Here is a 19,289-nt window from a genome sequence, read left to right on the forward strand (position 1 = left end):
TAATAACAAGTGCCGAAAGTATAGCGAGTCAGCCGCTTTGACAAATATGTTTTCAGAATTGCGACTTCCTTCAAACCTTAGGGACAGGTATGTTAGTCTGATAATAATTCTACCCGTCATACTTCAAGTTGCATGTGCGTTGGCAATAACTCGGCCCATCCCTGGGCCTCGCCCTTACGGGCGCAGTGAACTGCGTTCAAATTCGTTCCTGACGAATTTGTCCTCGCTCACCCCAGTCACTTACTAGAGTAAGCTCCTGGGGATTCTCTGTGTCGCCGCCTTCTTGCAACTCGAATTATTTAGGGTATCAACCTGCATTCTCTACAACAAATAGAACTCGCTGAAGTGAACCTATGACAACCAACCAATCCGCTCAATCCTTACCCGGTACCGGCGCGCCGCCGCAAAAAGCGCGCACCTCATTTGGCATCCTGGGGGCAATCAGCCTCTCCCATCTGCTAAACGATATGATCCAATCGCTCATCCTGGCGATTTATCCGCTACTGCAGGCGGAGTTCTCGTTAACCTTCGTGCAGATCGGCATGATCACCCTCACCTTCCAGCTGACGTCATCGCTATTCCAGCCGGTGATTGGTTACATCACCGATAAACGCTCGATGCCGTGGTCATTACCGGTAGGGATGTGTTTCACCCTCTGCGGCTTAATTCTGTTAGCGCTGGCCGGTAGCTTCGGCATGGTACTGCTGGCCGCTGCGCTTGTCGGCACCGGCTCTTCGGTCTTCCATCCGGAATCCTCGCGCGTGGCGCGGATGGCCTCCGGCGGCCGTCACGGTCTGGCGCAATCGCTATTCCAGGTTGGCGGCAACTTCGGCAGCTCGCTGGGGCCGCTGCTGGCGGCGGTGATTATCGCCCCCTACGGCAAAGGCAACGTCGCCTGGTTCGTGCTGGCCGCGCTGCTGGCGATCGTCGTGCTGTCGCAAATCAGCCGCTGGTACGCCGCGCAACATAGGATGAATAAAGGCAAGCCGAAGCCGGTTATCGTTAATCCTCTGCCGCGTAACAAGGTTATCCTGGCCGTCTGCATCCTGTTAATGCTGATTTTCTCCAAATACTTCTACATGGCGAGTATTAGCAGCTATTACACCTTTTATCTGATGCACAAGTTCGGATTATCGGTGCAAAACGCCCAGCTTCACTTGTTCGCCTTCCTGTTCGCGGTGGCCGCAGGAACGGTGATTGGCGGGCCAGTTGGCGATAAAATTGGTCGTAAATATGTAATTTGGGGCTCTATCCTCGGCGTGGCGCCATTTACCCTCATTTTACCGTACGCATCGCTCGAATGGACCGGGATCCTGACCGTGATAATTGGTTTTATCCTCGCATCAGCCTTTTCCGCTATTCTGGTCTATGCCCAGGAGCTGTTGCCGGGGAGAATCGGTATGGTTTCCGGCCTGTTCTTCGGATTCGCGTTTGGCATGGGCGGCCTTGGCGCCGCGGTGTTGGGGTTGTTAGCCGACCATACCAGCATCGATCTGGTCTATAAAATCTGTGCTTTCCTGCCGCTTCTCGGCATTCTGACGATATTCCTGCCTAATAACCATCAAAAAGCCTGAGTATCTGGCGGCCAAAGTGAAAGTTTGGCCGCCGCAATCCCTTATCTCATCAGCATTACCTCACCATGACCTGCCGCCATTTTCCTGTCTGTGCTTTTTTCTGCCGTAATTCCAATTTTTCGCAAATTTCAATAATTATTCATAAACAAAACGAGCAAAAGTGTCATAAACTATTAATCGGTTTTTTGCTTTAAGTAGCGAAAATGGATCGGCTCACCACACGCAAGGAGACGGAATGCATCACGCAACACCGCTAATCACCACCATTGTCGGCGGCCTTGTGCTCGCCTTTATCCTCGGCATGATTGCCAATAAGCTACGTATTTCACCACTGGTAGGATATTTATTAGCGGGCGTGCTGGCCGGTCCATTTACTCCTGGTTTTGTTGCTGATACTAAACTTGCGCCTGAACTGGCCGAACTCGGCGTCATCTTGCTGATGTTTGGCGTCGGGCTGCACTTTTCGCTGAAAGATCTCATGGCGGTAAAGTCGATAGCCATTCCCGGCGCCATCGCCCAGATAGCCGTGGCGACGCTGCTCGGGATGGCGCTCTCTTCCCTGCTCGGCTGGTCGCTGATGACCGGCATCGTCTTTGGCCTGTGTCTTTCCACCGCCAGTACCGTGGTGCTGCTGCGCGCGCTGGAGGAACGGCAGCTTATTGATAGCCAGCGTGGGCAAATCGCCATCGGCTGGCTGATCGTTGAAGATTTAGTGATGGTACTGACGCTGGTGCTGCTGCCCGCTATCGCCGGGATGGTCGAAAAAGGCGATGTCGGGCTGGCGTCGTTGGCGCTCGACATGGGCATTACCATCGGTAAAGTGGTCGCCTTTATCGCCATTATGATGCTGGTGGGACGCCGTCTGGTGCCGTGGATCATGTCGCGCAGCGCGGCAACCGGCTCCCGCGAACTGTTTACCCTGTCGGTGCTGGCGCTGGCGCTCGGCATCGCCTTCGGCGCCGTTGAGCTGTTCGACGTCTCCTTCGCCCTCGGCGCATTCTTCGCCGGGATGGTGCTTAACGAATCCGAACTCAGCCACCGCGCCGCTCACGATACGCTGCCGCTACGCGACGCTTTCGCGGTGCTATTCTTCGTCTCCGTCGGGATGCTGTTTGACCCGATGATTCTGGTCGAACAGCCGCTGGCGGTGCTGGCAACGCTGGCGATTATCATTTTTGGTAAATCCGCCGCCGCCTTCTTCCTGGTACGTATGTTCGGCCACTCGCCGCGTACCGCCCTGACCATCGCCGCCAGCCTGGCGCAAATCGGGGAATTCGCCTTTATCCTTGCCGGTCTCGGCATGGCGCTGGATCTGCTGCCGCAGGCCGGGCAGAACCTGGTGCTGGCCGGGGCGATAATTTCGATTATGCTCAACCCGGTGCTGTTTACCCTGCTGGAAAAATATCTCGATAAAACCGAAACCCTCGACGAACAGACGCTGGAAGAGGTGCTGGAAGACGAAAAACAGGTGCCTGTGGATATCTGCAACCATGCGCTGCTGGTCGGCTTTGGCCGCGTCGGCAGCCTGCTTGGCGAGAAACTAATGGCCCAGGGGATCCCGCTGGTGGTGATTGAAACCTCCCGCACCCGCGTGGATGAGCTACGCGAACGCGGCATCAGCGCCGTGTTGGGCAATGCCGCCAACGAAGAAATCATGAATCTGGCGCATCTCGACTGCGCCCGCTGGCTGCTGCTGACCATTCCTAACGGCTATGAAGCCGGTGAAATTGTCGCCTCAGCGCGGGAAAAATGCCCGAACATTGAGATTATCGCCCGCGCCCATTACGACGATGAGGTCGATTATATTACCGAACGCGGAGCCAATCAGGTGGTGATGGGGGAACGCGAAATCGCGCGGGCGATGTTACGTCTGCTGGAAACGCCGCCGGCTGGCGAGATTGTTACCGGTTGATACGACGCCCCGCTCGCGGGGCGTACTTTTATCGCGGGATTAACGGTCCCAGTAGGCCTCTTCCAGGCTATCTTCCCGCTCCGGCAGGCCGCGGGTTAAACGCGGTGAATGCTGATTCAGCACCTGATAGCTGACGCGGTTGGCGTATTTGCACACCTGCGCCAGCGATGAGTAGGTCAGCCATTTGCACTTATGTTTGCTGGAGTTCGGCACGTTATTACGATGGTAGTTATTGGCGGTGATATCATGCAACAACGCCGCCAGCGCGCCGTCCCCTGCGCCATTGGTGTTCATGATCTTCTCCGGGCCGCCCATATAAGGCGCGATGTGCGAATAGATACGCAGCGGATTAACGCAATCCTGATGGCGCATCGCGCGGCTGAATTCATACTGGTTGAACTCGGCAATCGCCCCCGGCAGGAGCGGATGCTGCGTTTTACGCTTCGCTTCCTCTTCGGTGAAGCTCGCCATATACAGGCCCGCCGGACCTGCGGTGCACAGCACCAGGTCGACCCAGTCCAGCGCTTTATCCGCCGCGGTGAGCGGGTCGGCGATACCGGTCAGCGCTTCCGCTTCCTCTTCATTCATCGCCAGAATCGAAACGTGTTCCTTGAGGAACTGCTGCCACCATTGCGGGTTGTCGGCAATCACGTATTTCGTGCCCAGCGTCAGCACCACCGGCACGTCATGCTTTTTGGCATACTCAATGGCTTTCATCGTCGCGTCCGGCATCGGCTCGCCCGGCTTACAGCGCACCAGGTAGGAGGTCAGCACCAGCGCGGAAGCGCCGGCGATCACCTCTTCCGGAATGCTTTCCGGACGCAGTTTGTTCATGTGGCCAGGACTGATGGCAAAGGTACGTTCGCCGCTATCGCTAATCAGCGTAAAACAGCGGCCAATAGCGCCATCGACGCCCTGCAGGTAGTTGAGATCGGTACGGCTGGAGGTATTGCACAGGTAGCGATAAGCGTAGCCGCCGATCTCAATATTGCTGCACATCACGCCGAGCAGCACCGAGCGGTCGTCAGCCAGTACCGAGTAGTTGTGCATGGTATTGCCAATGGTGCCACCGGCAAATTGATGGGTGATCAGGCCGTCGCGTACCAGTTCCTGATACAGCGCTTCGGCGACATCATCTTCAATCACCAGCGAATGACCGGCGCTCAGACCGTAGCGTACGATAAACGCCTCATCCACTTTCGCTTCGATATCCACCAACGTCTGGTCGATGCCAACCACCCAGGAGACGTTGGACTCATTTTCTGGCTGAATTTGTTGCAGCAGCGGATCGCGAGCGCTAACGGGGAAATAGTGTTTAGATTTGCGTTTACCGGGAAATTTCATAGTGGCGATTTAATGACAGGGAACAAGCGGGGAATAGTAGCATATTCCCCGCTACGCGCGCGATCAGCGATACGACGCGGTCAGGTTCACCATCATTTCAATATGCGCCGGATCGGCATTAAGCGCCGGAATATACTCATATTGCTTACCGCCAGCCTCAAGGAAAATTTCCCGGTTTTGCACCGCGATTTCTTCCAGCGTTTCCAGACAGTCAGCGGAGAAGCCCGGACAGATAACCTGAACGTGCTGTGTGCCCTTTTCGCCAAGCATTTTTAGCGTTTCGTCGGTGTATGGCGTCAACCAGGGTTCGCGGCCAAAGCGCGACTGGAAGGTCATCATCACCCGCTCCGGCGGCAGCCCGAGCACTGAGACCAGCTCGCGAGTGGTTACCCGGCAGCGCTGAGGGTAATCATCGCCCTCATGGGCGTAGCGTTGCGGAATACCGTGATAGGAGAGCAGCAGCACATCCGGTTCGCCGTGAACGGCGAACGAAGCGCGCACGCTTGCCGCCAGGGCGTGGATATAGTCAGCATTATCGGCATAGTCGCGGATAAACGAAACGCCCGGAATAGCGCGCTTTTTCGCGAGGATCCGCGCCAGCTCATCCCATACCGCCGCCACGGTAGAACACGAATATTGCGGATACAGCGGCAATACCACGATATGGTCAACATCATGGGCCAGTAGCTCATCGACAGCGCTTGCCAGTGACGGCGTGCCGTAGCTCATCCCCAGGGCCACCGGGACATCCGGTAATCTGGCCGCCAGCGCCTGCTGCTGCTGACGGCTATACACCATCAACGGCGAGCCTTCCGCCATCCATACGGACTGATAGAGCTTCGCCACGCGGGGAGCGCGAATCGGCAGTATGATGCCGCGCAGCAGCGGCCACCACAGCAGACGAGGCGTATCCACTACCCGTTTGTCGCTAAGAAATTGTCGCAGATAGCGCTTCACCGCGTCGGGCGTGGGCGCATCGGGAGTGCCTAAATTGGCTAGCAAAATACCTGTTTTCGTCTGATGCATTACCGCCTCTTAACCATTTGAATCGCTGACAATTGTAGCGTAAATGGCGTTAAACGGAACCAATCATAGCAAAAGGTAGAAATGAGAGGTGTTCTCATCCTGCCGCAGCAGGATGAGAAAGGGCTTAATTAGCCGAGGATTTTTTCCAGATCGGCGCGCACGTCAGCCACCGCTTTAGTGCCGTCGACTTTCGCGTACTGGGTGTTACCCGCCTGCGCTTCTTTCTGATAGTAGCCGATCAGCGGCGCAGTCATCTGATGGTATTCCACCAGACGCTTACGTACGGTTTCTTCCTGATCGTCTTTACGGGTGGTCAGCTCTTCGCCGGTCACGTCGTCTTTACCTTCCACCTTCGGCGGGTTGAATTTGATGTGATAGACGCGGCCGGAAGCGGCGTGTACGCGGCGGCCCACGATACGATCGACGATCAGTTCGTCCGGTACCGCGAACTCCAGAACGTAGTCAACGGCGATGCCGGCTTCTTTCATAGCGTCAGCCTGCGGGATAGTGCGCGGGAAGCCGTCCAGCAGGAAACCGTTACGGCAATCTTCCTGGGCGATACGCTCTTTCACCAGCGCGATGACCAGCTCATCGGTCACCAGTTTGCCGGCATCCATAATGTCTTTCGCTTGTTTACCGAGCTCGGAGCCGGATTTTACCGCGGCGCGCAGCATGTCGCCGGTGGAGATTTGCGGAATACCGTATTTCTCCATGATGAACTGAGCCTGAGTTCCTTTACCCGCGCCCGGAGCGCCAAGCAGAATAATACGCATTACGAAAATCCCCTCAAATGTCGTTTCAATTTTTCAAAAAACGCTAAACCATACCACCAGAACGGCCATGGCTCAAGGAAGGCGGTGCGGCTGAAACGGTTAATGGTGAGATATTTTACGGTTGGGGAAGATTAAGGCCCTCACCCCGGCCCTCTCCCGCAGGGAGAGGGAGAAAAGGCCCCCAGCTGCGAGCAGTCCTCTCTCTCTTTTAGGGAGAGGGAGAAAAAGCCCCCAGCTGCGAGCAGTCCCCTCTCCCTTTAGGGAGAGGGTTAGGGTGAGGGTAAAGCTTAGGACGCCAGCAGCTGGTTCATACGACGGATGAACTGGTTAGGATCCTCCAGCGTGCCGCGTTCCGCCAGCAGCGCCTGATCCAGCAGCAGCTCAACCCACTCGCCAAACTGCGCGTCGTCCTGGGTATCGGCGGCGCGTTTGACCAGTGGATGCGCCGGGTTCAGCTCGAAGATGTATTTCACTTCCGGCGCCGCCTGACCGGCAGCGGCGAACAGCTTCGCCATCTGGGTGCTCATTTCGTCGGCATCGGTGGTTACAACCGCCGGAGTGTCGGTCAGACGATGCGTTAGACGTACCTCTTTCACGCGCTCGCCCAGCAGGCCTTTCACGCGCTCAACGAACGGCTCCAGCGCTTTTTCAGCTTCTTTGGCGGATTCGTCAACTTCGTCCGCCAGTTTCTCCAGCGACTCGTCGGCTTTAGCGACCGACTGGAACGCTTTACCGTCGAACTCGGTCAGGTAGCTCATCATCCACTCGTCAATGCGATCGGACAGCAGCAGAACTTCGATACCTTTCTTACGCAGCAGCTCGAGATGCGGGCTGCTCTTCGCCGCCGCATAGCTGTCGGCGGTGATGTAGTAGATCTTCTCCTGCCCTTCTTTCATGCGCGAGACGTACTCTTCCAGCGACACGGTCTGCGCGGAAGAATCGGTATGAGTAGTGGCGAAGCGCAGAAGCTTAGCAATGGCTTGCTGGTTGGAGGCATCTTCCGCCGGGCCTTCTTTCAGCACCAGGCCGAACTGTTTCCAGAAGGTCTGATATTTTTCGGCGTCGTCTTTCGCCAGCTTTTCCAGCATCTGCAGCACGCGTTTGGTCAGCGCGGTACGCAGGTTGCGGGTGACGTTGCTATCCTGCAGGATTTCACGCGACACGTTCAGCGGCAGGTCGTTGGAGTCTATCAGGCCGCGCACGAAACGCAGGTAGTTCGGCATAAACTGCTCGGCGTCATCCATGATGAAGACGCGCTGCACGTACAGCTTCAGGCCGTGCTTATGATCGCGGTTCCACATATCCCATGGCGCCTGCGACGGAATATACAGCAGGCTGGTATACTCCTGCTTACCTTCGACGCGGTTGTGGCTCCAGGTCAGCGGATCGCTGAAATCATGGGCAATATGCTTATAGAATTCTTTGTATTCGTCATCGCTGACTTCAGACTTGCTGCGGGTCCACAGCGCCTGCGCCTTGTTGATTTTCTCCCACGAAATAACGGTTTCGCCGTCCACTTCTTCGCGTTTTTCAATCTCAACCGGCAGCGCGATATGATCAGAATATTTGCTGATGATCGAGCGCACGCGCCAGTCGTTGAGGAAGTCGTCTTCGCCTTCACGCAGATGCAGCGTAATTTCAGTTCCACGATCGGCTTTGGTGATATCGGCAACGGTATATTCGCCTTCGCCAGCGGATTCCCAGAACACGCCGTTCTCCGGCTTGTCGCCCGCGGCGCGGGTGCGCACGGTGACTTTGTCGGCAACGATAAAGGCCGAATAGAAGCCGACGCCGAACTGGCCGATCAGCTGGCTGTCTTTCGCCTGATCGGAGCCCATCGATTCGAGGAACGCCTTGGTGCCGGATTTGGCGATGGTGCCGAGATGGTCAATAACCTCATCGCGGTTCATACCAATACCGTTATCGGCGATAGTCAGCGTGCGGTTGTCTTTATCAAACGATACGCGTACGCGCAGCTCGCCGTCGCCTTCATACAGATCCGGCTGGGACAGCGCGCGGAAACGCAGCTTATCCGCCGCATCCGAGGCGTTAGAGATGAGCTCGCGCAGGAAGATTTCTTTGTTGGAATAAAGAGAATGGATCATCAGGTGCAGAAGCTGTTTCACTTCTGACTGGAAACCACGGGTTTCTTGTCCTTTCATGTAAGTCGACCTCAACAATGCCATTTATTATTAATGGAAATAACGTGTTGGGGAGGAGATGGGGATAGAGGTGGGATTTTTCAAGCGGAGGCGGCGAACGCAGCCTCCATTTGTTCAGAAAATAATCTTGTGGCGGCCTGCGAGAGAGTGCGACAGCGTGGTGCCGTCGACCATTTCCAGCTCCCCGCCAACCGGTACGCCGTGGGCGATGCGGCTGGCGTCAACGCCATACTGCGCGCAGAGCTCAGCGATGTAGTTGGCCGTCGCCTCGCCTTCAACGGTTGGGTTGGTGGCGAGGATCAGCTCGCTTATCGACTCCGCTTCAAGACGCTGTTCGAGGCGATCGAGCCCGATGTCATCCGGCCCGATACCGTCAAGCGGCGACAGGTGGCCCATCAGCACGAAGTAGCGGCCGGAATACTGCCCGGTCTGCTCAATGGCGTAAATGTCCGCCGGACTCTCCACCACGCAGATCTGACCGTTTTCCTGACGACGCGGATTGCTGCAAATATTGCACACCTCCTGCTCGGTGAAGGTGCGGCAATCGGCGCAGTGGCCGATTTCCGACATCGCGCGCGTCAGCGCCTGCGCCAGACGCATACCGCCGCTGCGATCGCGCTGCAGTAGCGTAAACGCCATGCGCTGCGCCGACTTCGGGCCAACGCCCGGCAGACAGCGCAGCGCTTCCATAAGCTGAGTTAACAGCGGGCTGGTTTGCATCAGAACGGCATCTTGAAGCCTGGCGGCAGCTGCATGCCGGCAGAAACGGAGGCCATTTTCTCTTTCTGGGTCTCTTCAATGCGGCGCGCGGCATCATTGAACGCGGCAGCCACCAGATCTTCCAGCATCTCTTTGTCGTCTTCCAGCAGGCTTGGGTCGATTTCCACGCGACGGCAGTTGTGCGCGCCGTTGATGGTCACTTTTACCAGACCCGCGCCGGACTCACCGGTCACTTCCAGCTGCGCGATCTCTTCCTGCATTTTCTGCATTTTGTCTTGCATCTGCTGGGCCTGTTTCATCAGGTTACCCAGGCCGCCTTTTCCACCAAACATAGGCTTCTCTCTCAGTAAGTCATCGTTAAGGTACCGATCGCCAGTCCGACTGGCGATCAAATGGGTCGGATACTCTCTTCATCCAGATCGGCATCGAAGAATCTCCGCAGGGTCTGGATGTTGTTATCCGCAATAATCGCCTCGCGCGCCTGCGCGAGCTTCTCTTCATAAATTGCCTGCCGCCACTCCAGCGGCGTGCGCATCGCCGAATTATCGTCTTCAACGATGGTCAATTCAACCGGCGCGCCGTACAACACGCCCAGCGCTTCGGCCAGTTTCTGCTGTGCGCCGGCGGAATTAAGATGCCGCTGACTGGGGCGCAGATGCAGGCAAATGCGATTGCCGTCCTGCTCTTTCCACGCGTTCAGCGCGACCTGCTCAACCAATTTCGGTACCGCCAGTTGGCTCACTTCCGCCGCCCAGCTATCGCGCTCGACCGCTTCAACCGCCAGTTTCGCCGCCAGTTCTGGCGTTTTTTCATGCTCCAGCGCCTTTTTCAGCGCTTTCGGCGTGGCGACCTCGACCTGGGTTTCTTCAACCGGCGCCGTCGATTTCCAGCGGTAGGCTTCTTTCTTCGCCGGGGCCTGCTCAAGCGCGGCCGCCGCCGGACGAGCCTGTACGCGCTCGGTAATCGAACTCAGTCGTTCCAGCGCAGCGTTATTCACCGGCCGCGCGCGGGATGCGGCTGCCGGTTCACTCTTTTTTGGGGTGGTCGCTCCCGGGGTTCGCTGCAGCCGACTGCGCGCCGCCAGCACCTGGCTGGTGCTTTGCGGCAGATTCTGCGGCGGCGCTGATGGCGACGATACGGGCGGTGCCGCTTGTTGTACCGGCGCAGAGGTTGGAACCTGAACGGGCTTCACTTCCGGCTCTGGCAGCGGCTGGCGAGGATGAAACGCCAGCGCGCGCAGCAGCGTCATCTCAACGCCCATACGCCGGTCCGGCGCATAAGGCAGCTCTTTACGGCCAATCAGCAGCGTCTGATAGTAAAGCTGAACGTCGGCCGGCGGCACGGTACGCGCCAGTTCGCGCATTCGTAGCTCGACGGCGGCCATATCCGCCCCCAGCGCCGATGGCGAGAGCTGGACCATCGCGATACGGTGCAGCAGACTTTGCATTTCCACCAGCAGCGCTTCCCACTCAACGCCGCGCGCAGCGGCGTCGCTGACGCCTGCCATCACGCGCTCGCCGTCGGCGGCTACCAGCGCTTCTATCAAGGATAGCGCCTGATCGTCGTCGAGGGTGCCGAGCATTTCGCTGACGGACTGTGCGCTTAAGCGGCCATCGCCGCTGGCGATCGCCTGATCGGTCAGACTTAACGCATCGCGCAGGCTGCCATCCGCGGCGCGCGACAGCAGCTGCAGCGCGCGCGGCTCAAACGCGATCTGCTCTTCGCCAAGAATGTGTTCAAGCTGATGGCGGATCTGTTCGACATCCAGCGCCTTGAGGTGGAACTGCAGGCAGCGGGATAAAATCGTCACCGGCAGCTTTTGCGGATCGGTAGTCGCCAGCAGGAATTTGACGTGCGCGGGCGGCTCCTCCAGCGTTTTTAATAACGCGTTGAAGCTGTGGCGCGACAGCATGTGCACTTCATCGATCAGGTAGACCTTGAAGCGGCCGCGGGCCGGCGCATACTGAACGTTATCCAGCAGATCGCGGGTGTCTTCCACTTTGGTGCGCGAGGCGGCATCGATCTCGATCAGATCGACAAAGCGGCCTTGTTCTATTTCGCGACAGTTGTCGCAGACGCCGCACGGCGTCGCGGTAATACCGCTTTCGCAGTTTAACCCCTTCGCCAACAGCCGGGCGATGGAGGTTTTCCCTACTCCGCGGGTGCCGGAAAAGAGATATGCGTGATGGATGCGCCCTAACGATAAGCCGTTCGCCAGTGCGGTCAGCACATGTTCCTGGCCGACGACGTCAGCAAAGGTTTGTGGGCGCCATTTACGGGCTAAGACCTGATAACTCATGGGCTGGCTCTGAAACGCTGGAAGGTGAATTCACGAGGGGGTAATGCTATCACAGCCCCGCCGGATCGGCGAGGCTATGTGTCGGGATTTGCTTAGTGGCCCGGGAAAGGCACCAGGCTAAAGCAGTGGATACCCAGTTTTTCCAGGCGCTGTTCGCCGCCCAGATCGAAAAGATTGATAATAAAAGCGGCATCGTGAACTTCGCCGCCCAGGCGACGAATCAGCTTCACGGTGGCGTCAATGGTGCCGCCGGTCGCCAGCAGGTCGTCAACGACCAGCACTTTATCGCCTTCTTTAATGGCATCAACGTGGATTTCCAGCTGATCGGTGCCATATTCAAGCTCATAGCTTTCGGCGATGGTTTCGCGCGGCAACTTGCGCGGCTTACGAACCGGAACAAAGCCAACGCCCAGCGCCAACGCAACCGGGGCGCCGAACAGAAAACCACGCGCTTCGGTCCCCACCACTTTGGTGATGCCGGCGTCTTTATAACGCTCGGTTAGCAGTTCAATGCTAAGCGCGTAGGCTTTAGGGTCTTCCAGCAAGCTGGTGACATCGCGGAAAAGGATGCCCGGTTTCGGATAATCCTGGACGCTTTGGATGCTGTTCTTCAGATATTCAAGCTGCTGTGCAGTTGCGGTCATAAGTTTATGCCTGATTGAAACGGTGTTACCCACGGGCGTGCAAAATGGGCCAAAGAAACATTTGTTTAACCTTTGACCAGGCTTACCCGCGCTCGAAAACGCCAGAATTTACTGGCTGTCGCCAACAATTGCAACAGGCATTATTGCGCATCAGTGCTTTTGTTGCTTTGCGTCAACCACCGGAATGCGCCACATAAATATCAGCAGGCAGGCGAGGATCGCCAGCAGCAGGATGCGCACCCACATAAGCTTAACCAGCCACAGAGAAATGGCAAAGGTCAGTAAAATCATGATAATGGCTCGCGGCTTGGTCCCCGGCGGCATCGCCCGGTACTGCTGCCAGTGGCGAAGATAGCCGCCAAACCACGAGCGATAAAGTAGCCAGTGGTGAAAGCGCGGCGACGAGCGGGCAAAACACCACGCGGCAAGTAGAATAAATGGCGTTGTTGGTAACAGCGGTAAGAAGACGCCCAGCGTCCCCAGCACTACCGCCAGCCAGCCAATGATGATTAAAATAATACGTGGCATAATGCGAATCGTTATCAAGCAGATGTCGCTACTGTAGCACAGTTGCTGAGTAGGGAATGGAGGAGTTATTTGAAAACAACCCGGCTTTTACAAACGCTGGAAAGTCAGCTGGCCGAGCTGGCGCTTCAGGTGGCGCCGTTCGCCAATCACGCCACGCTGAGCCCGCGTTTCGACCGCCAGCTGTTCCGTACCCGCGACACGCAGATGCAGGCTTACCTTGACGAAGCGCGGCATAATTTTACCGAGCTCCAGCATGCCGTCGAACATCAGCATCTGCCCCAGGTCGCCTGGCTTGCCGAACGGCTGGTAGCGCAGATTGCCGCCATTAGCCGCGAGACGGCGACCTGGTCGTTACGCCACTGGGATAGCGCCTCGCCGACGCTAAACCGCTGGCAACGCCGCCGCCTGCAGCACCAGGAGTATGAGCGCCGCCTGCTGGCGATGCGCAACGGTCGTCAACGTCAGCTGGCGTCGGCAACAACCCTTGCCGAACAGCAGCGGCTGACCAAAGAGGTCGAGGCCTATGCCGGGCGCCTGGCCCGCTGTCGCGATGCGCTGGAAAATATTGAAAACGTACTGGCGCGTTTAACGCGCTAACAGGAGAGGATTATGTCGCTGGAAAATGCACCAGACGAAGTCAAACTGGCCGTCGATTTAATCATGTTGCTGGAGGAAAACCGGGTCAGCGCAAAAACGGTGCTGGGAGCGTTGGATATTATTAAGCGCGACTATGAAAACAAACTGAAAAACGCCCAACCTGACGCGCCTTTGTCAGAAGAATAAAACGATTCGGGGCGGCATATGCCGCCCCGATTAGCGATTATGCGACGTCTGGCGCCGTATCATCCCCTTTATTATCGCGCTTCACTTCCGTCACTTCATCTCCCTTCTCGTTACGCAGATGAACTTCCAGCTGGTTGAAGGCAATATCGATATTGTTTTCACGGCACAGGCGATCGATCGAACGGTTCAATTCGTCCACCGCGTAGCTGCGATCGCGCAGTTCACGCACGTAGAGGCGCAGTTCATGATCCAGCGTGCTGGCGCCGAAGGTGGTAAAGAAGACCGACGGCGCCGGTTCCTGCATCACTTTCGGATGTTCATGCGCCGCCTGCAGCAGCACCTCTTTCACTTTATCGAGATCGGATCCGTAGGCCACACCCAGGCGGATCACCACGCGGGTGATGGTATCGGAGAGCGACCAGTTGATCAGCCGTTCGGTCACGAAGGCCTTGTTCGGAATGATCACCTCTTTGCGATCGAAGTCGGTGATGGTCGTCGCGCGAATGCGGATCTTACTGACGGTGCCGGAGAAGGTGCCGATAGTCACCGTATCGCCGATACGCACCGGGCGTTCGAAGAGAATGATCAGACCGGAAACGAAGTTACCGAAGATCTCCTGTAAGCCGAAACCTAAACCAACCGACAGCGCTGCGGCCAGCCACTGCAGTTTATCCCACGATACGCCTAACGAGCCGAATACCGTCATCGCGCCGATGGCGATAATCGCGTAGTTAAGGATCGTCGTTATGGCATAGGAGGCGCCCTGGCGCATATTAAGACGCGACAGCACCAGCACTTCCAGCAGGCCTGGCAAGTTGCGAATCAGCGCCCAGGCGACCATCGAGGCGACAATCGCAAACAACAGGCTGCCCATGGTTACGCTTTTCACCACGCTGGCTCCGGCCTCGGTGCCGTTGTAGTGCCAGAGCGTAATACTGTCGAGATAGGCGAACACGGTAATCAGATCGGACCAAATCGCCCAGAACATCACCGCGAACAGCGCCACCATCACCAGCATGGTGATACGTAGCGTTTGCTGGTTAACCTGTTCGAGCGCGATCGTCGGCTCTTCCTGCGGTTCGGCGCCCTCCGCCCCTTCTTTCACCAGATGCTGGCGACGCGCCAGCGCCCGACGCCAGGCAATACGCCGCGCCGCCACGCTCAGGCCGCGCAGCACGGTCTGGTACAGCAGGTTCCACATCATCACCAGATAGACGGTCTCAATCCAGCGGCCAGCCAGACGCAGCGTGGTATAGAAGTAACCGGTCGCCGTGAGGACCATCAGCGCGACGGGCACAATCGACAGCACGGTCACCGTTAGCAGGCGCAGGCTATGCGACTCTTTGTCACGCCAGCTTTCGCGGCACATCGGCCACACCAGCACCGCAATCAGCAGCAGGTTGACGAAAATAACGAACTGCCCCAGTACGTCGTCCATCAAATTAAGCGGAGAGAGCTCAGAGACGACCGACCAGAAATTCAGCGGCAGCAGCGCCAGGCTGACGCGGACGATCTGCCGCCGCCAGTGGCTGGTCAGCTGCGCGGGCATATTGAAATGCTTCACCGCCACGCCATCTTTTTCCAGTACCTTCCAGCACAGGCCGAACACCAGCCAGAACATTGCCAGTTTCTTACTGTAAGCCCACAGCAGGTTGCTGACATTCAGCTGCATGGTCAGCAGGATAAGCCCGACGGCGAGGATGAGCAGCACCACCGGCAGCGCTCTGATCAAATCAATCAGGATCGCTTTTGGCGTGTTGAGCTGGGTATCGTTGCGTAACTGACCTACCTGAGAGGCCAGCTTCGCCTGGTAATCGCGCAGCCACTGCAGGCGCCAGCGGATCAGACCGGCAATCAGTAGCAGCGGCAGCCCGGCAAGGAATGCGATAAACACCGCCGGCCAGGCTTTTTCCCAGTTGACGGTGATTTTCATCGATTTGAACTGGCCTTTCAGCGCTTCCGGGAAGGATTTAATCCACTCCCAATCCATCGGCTTATTGCTGTTCACCCAGAAAATCTGCTGGGTCAAGATCGATTTCAGATTGCTGGAGACGCTCATCAACTGCTGCTGGTTAATCTGCAGGTTGATGGCCATCATCAACTGGTTCCCCAGCTGTTTGTTAAACTGGTCGAGCAATTCACGGCGCATGTCCACCACTTCCAACAGGGCGTCGTGAACTTCAGGCGTGACTTCGCTGCTATGGCCTTCTTCCAGCTTTGCCACAAAGGCATCGCTCTGGAATAACGCATCGCGCTGCTGGTTAACCTCAAACTGCTCCAGGCGCAGATCGGCAATGCGGTTGGTCATATCCTGCAGCTCGTCTGCTGATGGCAACGTTTGCTGCTGCTGATAGAGGATACGCGACAGCAGCAGGCTGCCTTTCAATACGGAAATCTGCTCTTTGATATCGCGTTCGGACTGCAGCGCGCGGTCGAGCCAGTTTTTCACTCTGATATTACGCTGCACCAGCTGGTTGCCGTTTTCCGTCGCCTGAATCAGCTTTTCGCTGAGCTGGTGGTTAACTTCAAGCTCCTGCTTGACCAGCGGGTTATTTTGGATCCGCGAGGTCTCCTCCGGCGAGACCGCTTCCTGAGCGGTTTTCTCGGTGAGCGTCAGTCGCTTGCTGTTCACCGCTTCCTGCAACAGTTGCAGCTGATGTTCTAGCCGGTTGCTATGGGCGGTGACGTAGTCGCGCTGTTTCTGCAGCGTATCCTGCAGGACGGTATTGCCTTCCAGGCTCTTACGCTGCTGTTCGATTTCCGCGTTCAGCAACGCCTGCTGCGCCAGCAACAGCCCCTGCTGCGTCGGGCGCAGCGTCTCTTCGCCCGGCGCGGTGCCGTTGAGACGGTTACGAATTTGCTGTAATTGCTGAGAGGCGGAATACATCGCGTTCTGCACGCGTTCCGGCTGCGTCTGCAGCGAGACCAACTGGCTGTTGTAGGTCGCCAGATCGTTCTGCGCGCTTTGCAGGTCGTCGAGCGCCTGCGACACGCGCGACTCTAGCTGTCGCAGCGACAACGTGCTCAGGGTTTTACGGGTGACTTCATCATCAGGAACGTCGCTCAGCGCATTCAGGCTGTCTACCGCCTGACGCATTTTCGCCGGCGCTTGTTCAACCTGCTGACGCAGTTGCACAGTTTCAGACTTTATACGTTCAATCTTATCGAGCGTTTCTAAAGTCTGGGTCAGGTCCTGCTGAACTAATTTTTCCTGCGGCGTGAGTTCTTTTTGCTTATTTAACGTAGTGAGCTGGCTTTGAATGTCAGAACGGTCAGGTAAATCTGCAGCCTGAACCTGGCTGAAGCTCAGAGTGCCAACTATAAGGACCAGTGCAAAGACAATGGTGGAAATAGCATGAGGCCAACGATTTGTATGCTGCATAGTATTAACATGAATGGTTGCAAATGCCGGAGAATACCGGGGGTCGTCGCAGCGCGCAGAATAGCACTTCTCCCCGCGCGCGAATAGCGGCAGAGATAAGTAAAATTTACCTTTATTTACTCCCGGTCGTCAGGCCACAATTGCAGACGGGCTACGCAACGATGGACAGGTTTGATACATCTCAATGAGCGTGTCTACATAAGCGCGAGCTTCCACATGAAGATTAAAGGTCTCAGGCGCGAAAAGCCAATTCTCCATTAATCCGGAAAGATAACTACGCATCAGAATTGCCGCACGGCGAGTGAGTAAATTCGCAGGTAATTGTTGAGCAGTGATACACTCTTTTAATGTTTGCTCAATACGATCGTAGCTTTCAAGCCATAAACTGCGCTGTGCTTGTTGGACAACGGCCATTTCTCCGACAAATTCGCATTTATGGAAGATGATTTCCATCATCAGGCGTCTACGCTCCTCTACTACCGTCGCTTCGAGGATATAGACCAGTATTTCGCGAACAACTGACAGTGGATCGTTAGGGAATTTTGCCCGATACTCAACTTCGAGATCGCTAATGCTGGCGTCCGAAAGACTCCATATTTCATTAAACAGATCGGATTTGTTTTTGAAATGCCAGTAAATCGCGCCCCTGGTCACTCCGGCAGCTTTTGCAATCGCGGCCAACGAGGTAGATGATACGCCTTGCTGCGAAAACAAACGCAGGGCAACGTCAAGAATCAGTTGCCGGGTTTCAAGTGCCTGTTGTTTGGTTTTTCGTGCCATAGGTTGATGACTTTACAGAGGTTGCGTTTACATACATTTATGAATGTATGTACCATAGCATGACCATAATAGAAAGACTGAAGTGGGTTTGTGGACGTTTGAGCCACTGAAAATTTGAAATTGGACACTCGAGGTTTACATATGAACAAAAACAGAGGGTTAACGCCTCTGGCGGTCGTTCTGATGCTCTCAGGCAGCTTAGCGCTAACAGGATGTGACGATAAACCGGCTCAACAAGGAGCCCAGCAAATGCCGGAAGTTGGCATTGTCACGCTCAAATCCGCACCTCTACAAATCACCACTGAACTTCCTGGCCGTACCAATGCTTATCGTGTCGCAGAAGTCCGTCCTCAGGTAAGTGGCATTATTCTGAAACGTAACTTCGTTGAAGGCAGCGATATTCAGGCGGGGGTGTCTCTTTATCAGATCGATCCGGCAACCTATCAGGCCAGCTATGAAAGCGCCAAAGGCGACTTAGCGAAAGCCCAGGCCGCCGCAAACATCGCTCAGTTGACGGTCAAACGTTATCAGAAACTGCTTGGCACGAAATACATCAGTCAACAAGACTACGACACCGCCGTTGCCGACGCTCAGCAAAGCAACGCCGCCGTCGTCGCGGCAAAAGCCGCGGTTGAAACCGCGCGCATCAACCTGGCTTATACCAAAGTGACTTCGCCAATCAGCGGCCGCATTGGTAAATCCGCGGTCACCGAGGGCGCGCTGGTGCAAAACGGGCAAGCTACCGCACTGGCGACCGTTCAACAGTTAGATCCTATTTATGTTGACGTTACCCAATCGAGCAACGATTTCCTGCGTCTGAAACAGGAACTGGCGAACGGTAAACTGAAGCAAGAAAACGGCAAAGCGAAAGTCGAACTGGTGACCAACGACGGTCTGAAATACCCGCAAGACGGCACGCTGGAATTCTCTGATGTCACCGTTGACCAGACCACCGGTTCTATCACGCTGCGCGCGATCTTCCCGAACCCGGACCACACCCTGCTGCCAGGGATGTTCGTCCGCGCGCGCCTGGAAGAAGGTATTAACCCGGATGCGCTGCTGGTTCCGCAACAGGGAGTTACCCGTACCCCGCGCGGCGATGCCAGCGTGATGGTGGTTGGCGAAGGCGACAAAGTTGAAGTTCGCCAGGTCACCGCGACTCAAGCTATCGGCGATAAGTGGTTAGTGACCGAAGGTCTGAAATCCGGCGATCGCGTGATCGTCGCTGGCCTGCAAAAAGTCAAACCAGGCGTACAGGTAAAAGCGCAGGAAGTAGCTTCAGACAACCAACAGCAAACCGCCGGTAACGCGAACGCTCAGTCTGAACAAACCAAGTCTTAACTTAAACAGGAGCCGTTAAGA

The 19,289-nt window shown here is 56.3% G+C and carries 16 protein-coding genes and 1 other annotated feature; of the genes, 5 read left to right on the plus strand and 11 right to left on the minus strand.

The window, feature by feature from the left end; genetic code table 11:
- The first annotated feature begins 353 nt into the window (after nucleotides 1–353).
- Together PGS10_RS11880 and ybaL are read left to right on the plus strand one after the other, a co-directional pair.
- The gene (locus PGS10_RS11880) at nucleotides 354–1,574 is read left to right on the plus strand and encodes an MFS transporter (protein WP_045393513.1); all 1,221 of its coding nucleotides are present in this window, start codon (nucleotides 354–356) and stop codon (nucleotides 1,572–1,574) included.
- A gap of 235 nt (nucleotides 1,575–1,809) precedes the next feature.
- On the plus strand, nucleotides 1,810–3,486 hold the full coding sequence (gene ybaL, locus PGS10_RS11885) for a YbaL family putative K(+) efflux transporter (RefSeq protein ID WP_015367901.1): 1,677 nt from the start codon (nucleotides 1,810–1,812) through the stop codon (nucleotides 3,484–3,486).
- A gap of 39 nt (nucleotides 3,487–3,525) precedes the next feature.
- On the opposite strand, the gene PGS10_RS11890 is transcribed toward ybaL, so the two are convergent.
- The 9 genes from PGS10_RS11890 to PGS10_RS11930 all read right to left on the minus strand — a co-directional run bounded on the left by PGS10_RS11890 (nucleotide 3,526) and on the right by PGS10_RS11930 (nucleotide 12,982).
- Nucleotides 3,526–4,830, minus strand: coding sequence for an inosine/guanosine kinase (locus tag PGS10_RS11890; RefSeq protein ID WP_015367902.1), 1,305 nt, complete (start codon nucleotides 4,828–4,830; stop codon nucleotides 3,526–3,528).
- Nucleotides 4,831–4,893: 63 nt separating this feature from the next.
- On the minus strand, nucleotides 4,894–5,856 hold the full coding sequence (gene hemH / locus PGS10_RS11895; protein WP_316422983.1) for a ferrochelatase: 963 nt from the start codon (nucleotides 5,854–5,856) through the stop codon (nucleotides 4,894–4,896).
- Nucleotides 5,857–5,984: 128 nt separating this feature from the next.
- Entirely contained in the window at nucleotides 5,985–6,629 is a 645-nt protein-coding gene (gene adk, locus PGS10_RS11900; RefSeq protein ID WP_015367904.1) for an adenylate kinase, read from the minus strand.
- 287 nt (nucleotides 6,630–6,916) lie between these two features.
- On the minus strand, nucleotides 6,917–8,791 hold the full coding sequence (gene htpG, locus PGS10_RS11905; protein ID WP_316422986.1) for a molecular chaperone HtpG: 1,875 nt from the start codon (nucleotides 8,789–8,791) through the stop codon (nucleotides 6,917–6,919).
- A gap of 114 nt (nucleotides 8,792–8,905) precedes the next feature.
- Nucleotides 8,906–9,511, minus strand: coding sequence for a recombination mediator RecR (recR, locus tag PGS10_RS11910; RefSeq protein WP_015367906.1), 606 nt, complete (start codon nucleotides 9,509–9,511; stop codon nucleotides 8,906–8,908).
- Complete coding sequence (locus tag PGS10_RS11915; RefSeq protein WP_008805448.1) at nucleotides 9,511–9,843, minus strand: YbaB/EbfC family nucleoid-associated protein; 333 nt, start codon at nucleotides 9,841–9,843, stop codon at nucleotides 9,511–9,513. Before PGS10_RS11915 ends, recR begins: the two co-directional genes overlap by 1 nt.
- Nucleotides 9,844–9,899: 56 nt before the next feature.
- Nucleotides 9,900–11,810, minus strand: a complete 1,911-nt coding sequence (gene dnaX, locus PGS10_RS11920) for a DNA polymerase III subunit gamma/tau (protein WP_316422988.1) — start codon at nucleotides 11,808–11,810, stop codon at nucleotides 9,900–9,902.
- Nucleotides 10,503–10,567 (minus strand) — a sequence feature (DnaX frameshifting element). It overlaps the preceding gene by 65 nt.
- Nucleotides 11,811–11,902: 92 nt before the next feature.
- Entirely contained in the window at nucleotides 11,903–12,454 is a 552-nt protein-coding gene (gene apt / locus PGS10_RS11925; RefSeq protein WP_045393521.1) for an adenine phosphoribosyltransferase, read from the minus strand.
- Nucleotides 12,455–12,604: 150 nt separating this feature from the next.
- On the minus strand, nucleotides 12,605–12,982 hold the full coding sequence (locus PGS10_RS11930) for a DUF454 family protein (RefSeq protein WP_316422990.1): 378 nt from the start codon (nucleotides 12,980–12,982) through the stop codon (nucleotides 12,605–12,607).
- Nucleotides 12,983–13,051: 69 nt separating this feature from the next.
- Between PGS10_RS11930 and priC the strand changes: the two genes are divergently transcribed.
- On the plus strand, nucleotides 13,052–13,579 hold the full coding sequence (priC, locus tag PGS10_RS11935) for a primosomal replication protein N'' (protein WP_316422991.1): 528 nt from the start codon (nucleotides 13,052–13,054) through the stop codon (nucleotides 13,577–13,579).
- A gap of 12 nt (nucleotides 13,580–13,591) precedes the next feature.
- Nucleotides 13,592–13,765, plus strand: coding sequence for a pleiotropic regulatory protein RsmS (gene rsmS / locus PGS10_RS11940; RefSeq protein ID WP_015704613.1), 174 nt, complete (start codon nucleotides 13,592–13,594; stop codon nucleotides 13,763–13,765).
- Between the two features lie 37 nt (nucleotides 13,766–13,802).
- Here rsmS and mscK read toward each other — a convergent pair whose 3' ends face one another.
- Nucleotides 13,803–17,147: a mechanosensitive channel MscK gene (mscK, locus tag PGS10_RS11945; protein WP_045393525.1), complete on the minus strand. Its 3,345-nt coding sequence runs from the start codon at nucleotides 17,145–17,147 to the stop codon at nucleotides 13,803–13,805.
- Between the two features lie 129 nt (nucleotides 17,148–17,276).
- Nucleotides 17,277–17,927: a multidrug efflux transporter transcriptional repressor AcrR gene (gene acrR, locus PGS10_RS11950; RefSeq protein ID WP_316422992.1), complete on the minus strand. Its 651-nt coding sequence runs from the start codon at nucleotides 17,925–17,927 to the stop codon at nucleotides 17,277–17,279.
- A 141-nt stretch (nucleotides 17,928–18,068) separates the two neighbouring features.
- On the opposite strand from acrR, the gene acrA reads away from it, so the two are divergent.
- A complete protein-coding gene (gene acrA / locus PGS10_RS11955; RefSeq protein ID WP_045393531.1) occupies nucleotides 18,069–19,268 on the plus strand; it encodes a multidrug efflux RND transporter periplasmic adaptor subunit AcrA in 1,200 nt (399 codons plus the stop codon).
- Nucleotides 19,269–19,289: the final 21 nt, after the last annotated feature.

It is taken from the genome of Klebsiella sp. 141153, from assembly GCF_032601995.1.
GTDB classification, from domain to species: Bacteria; Pseudomonadota; Gammaproteobacteria; order Enterobacterales; family Enterobacteriaceae; genus Klebsiella; species Klebsiella aerogenes.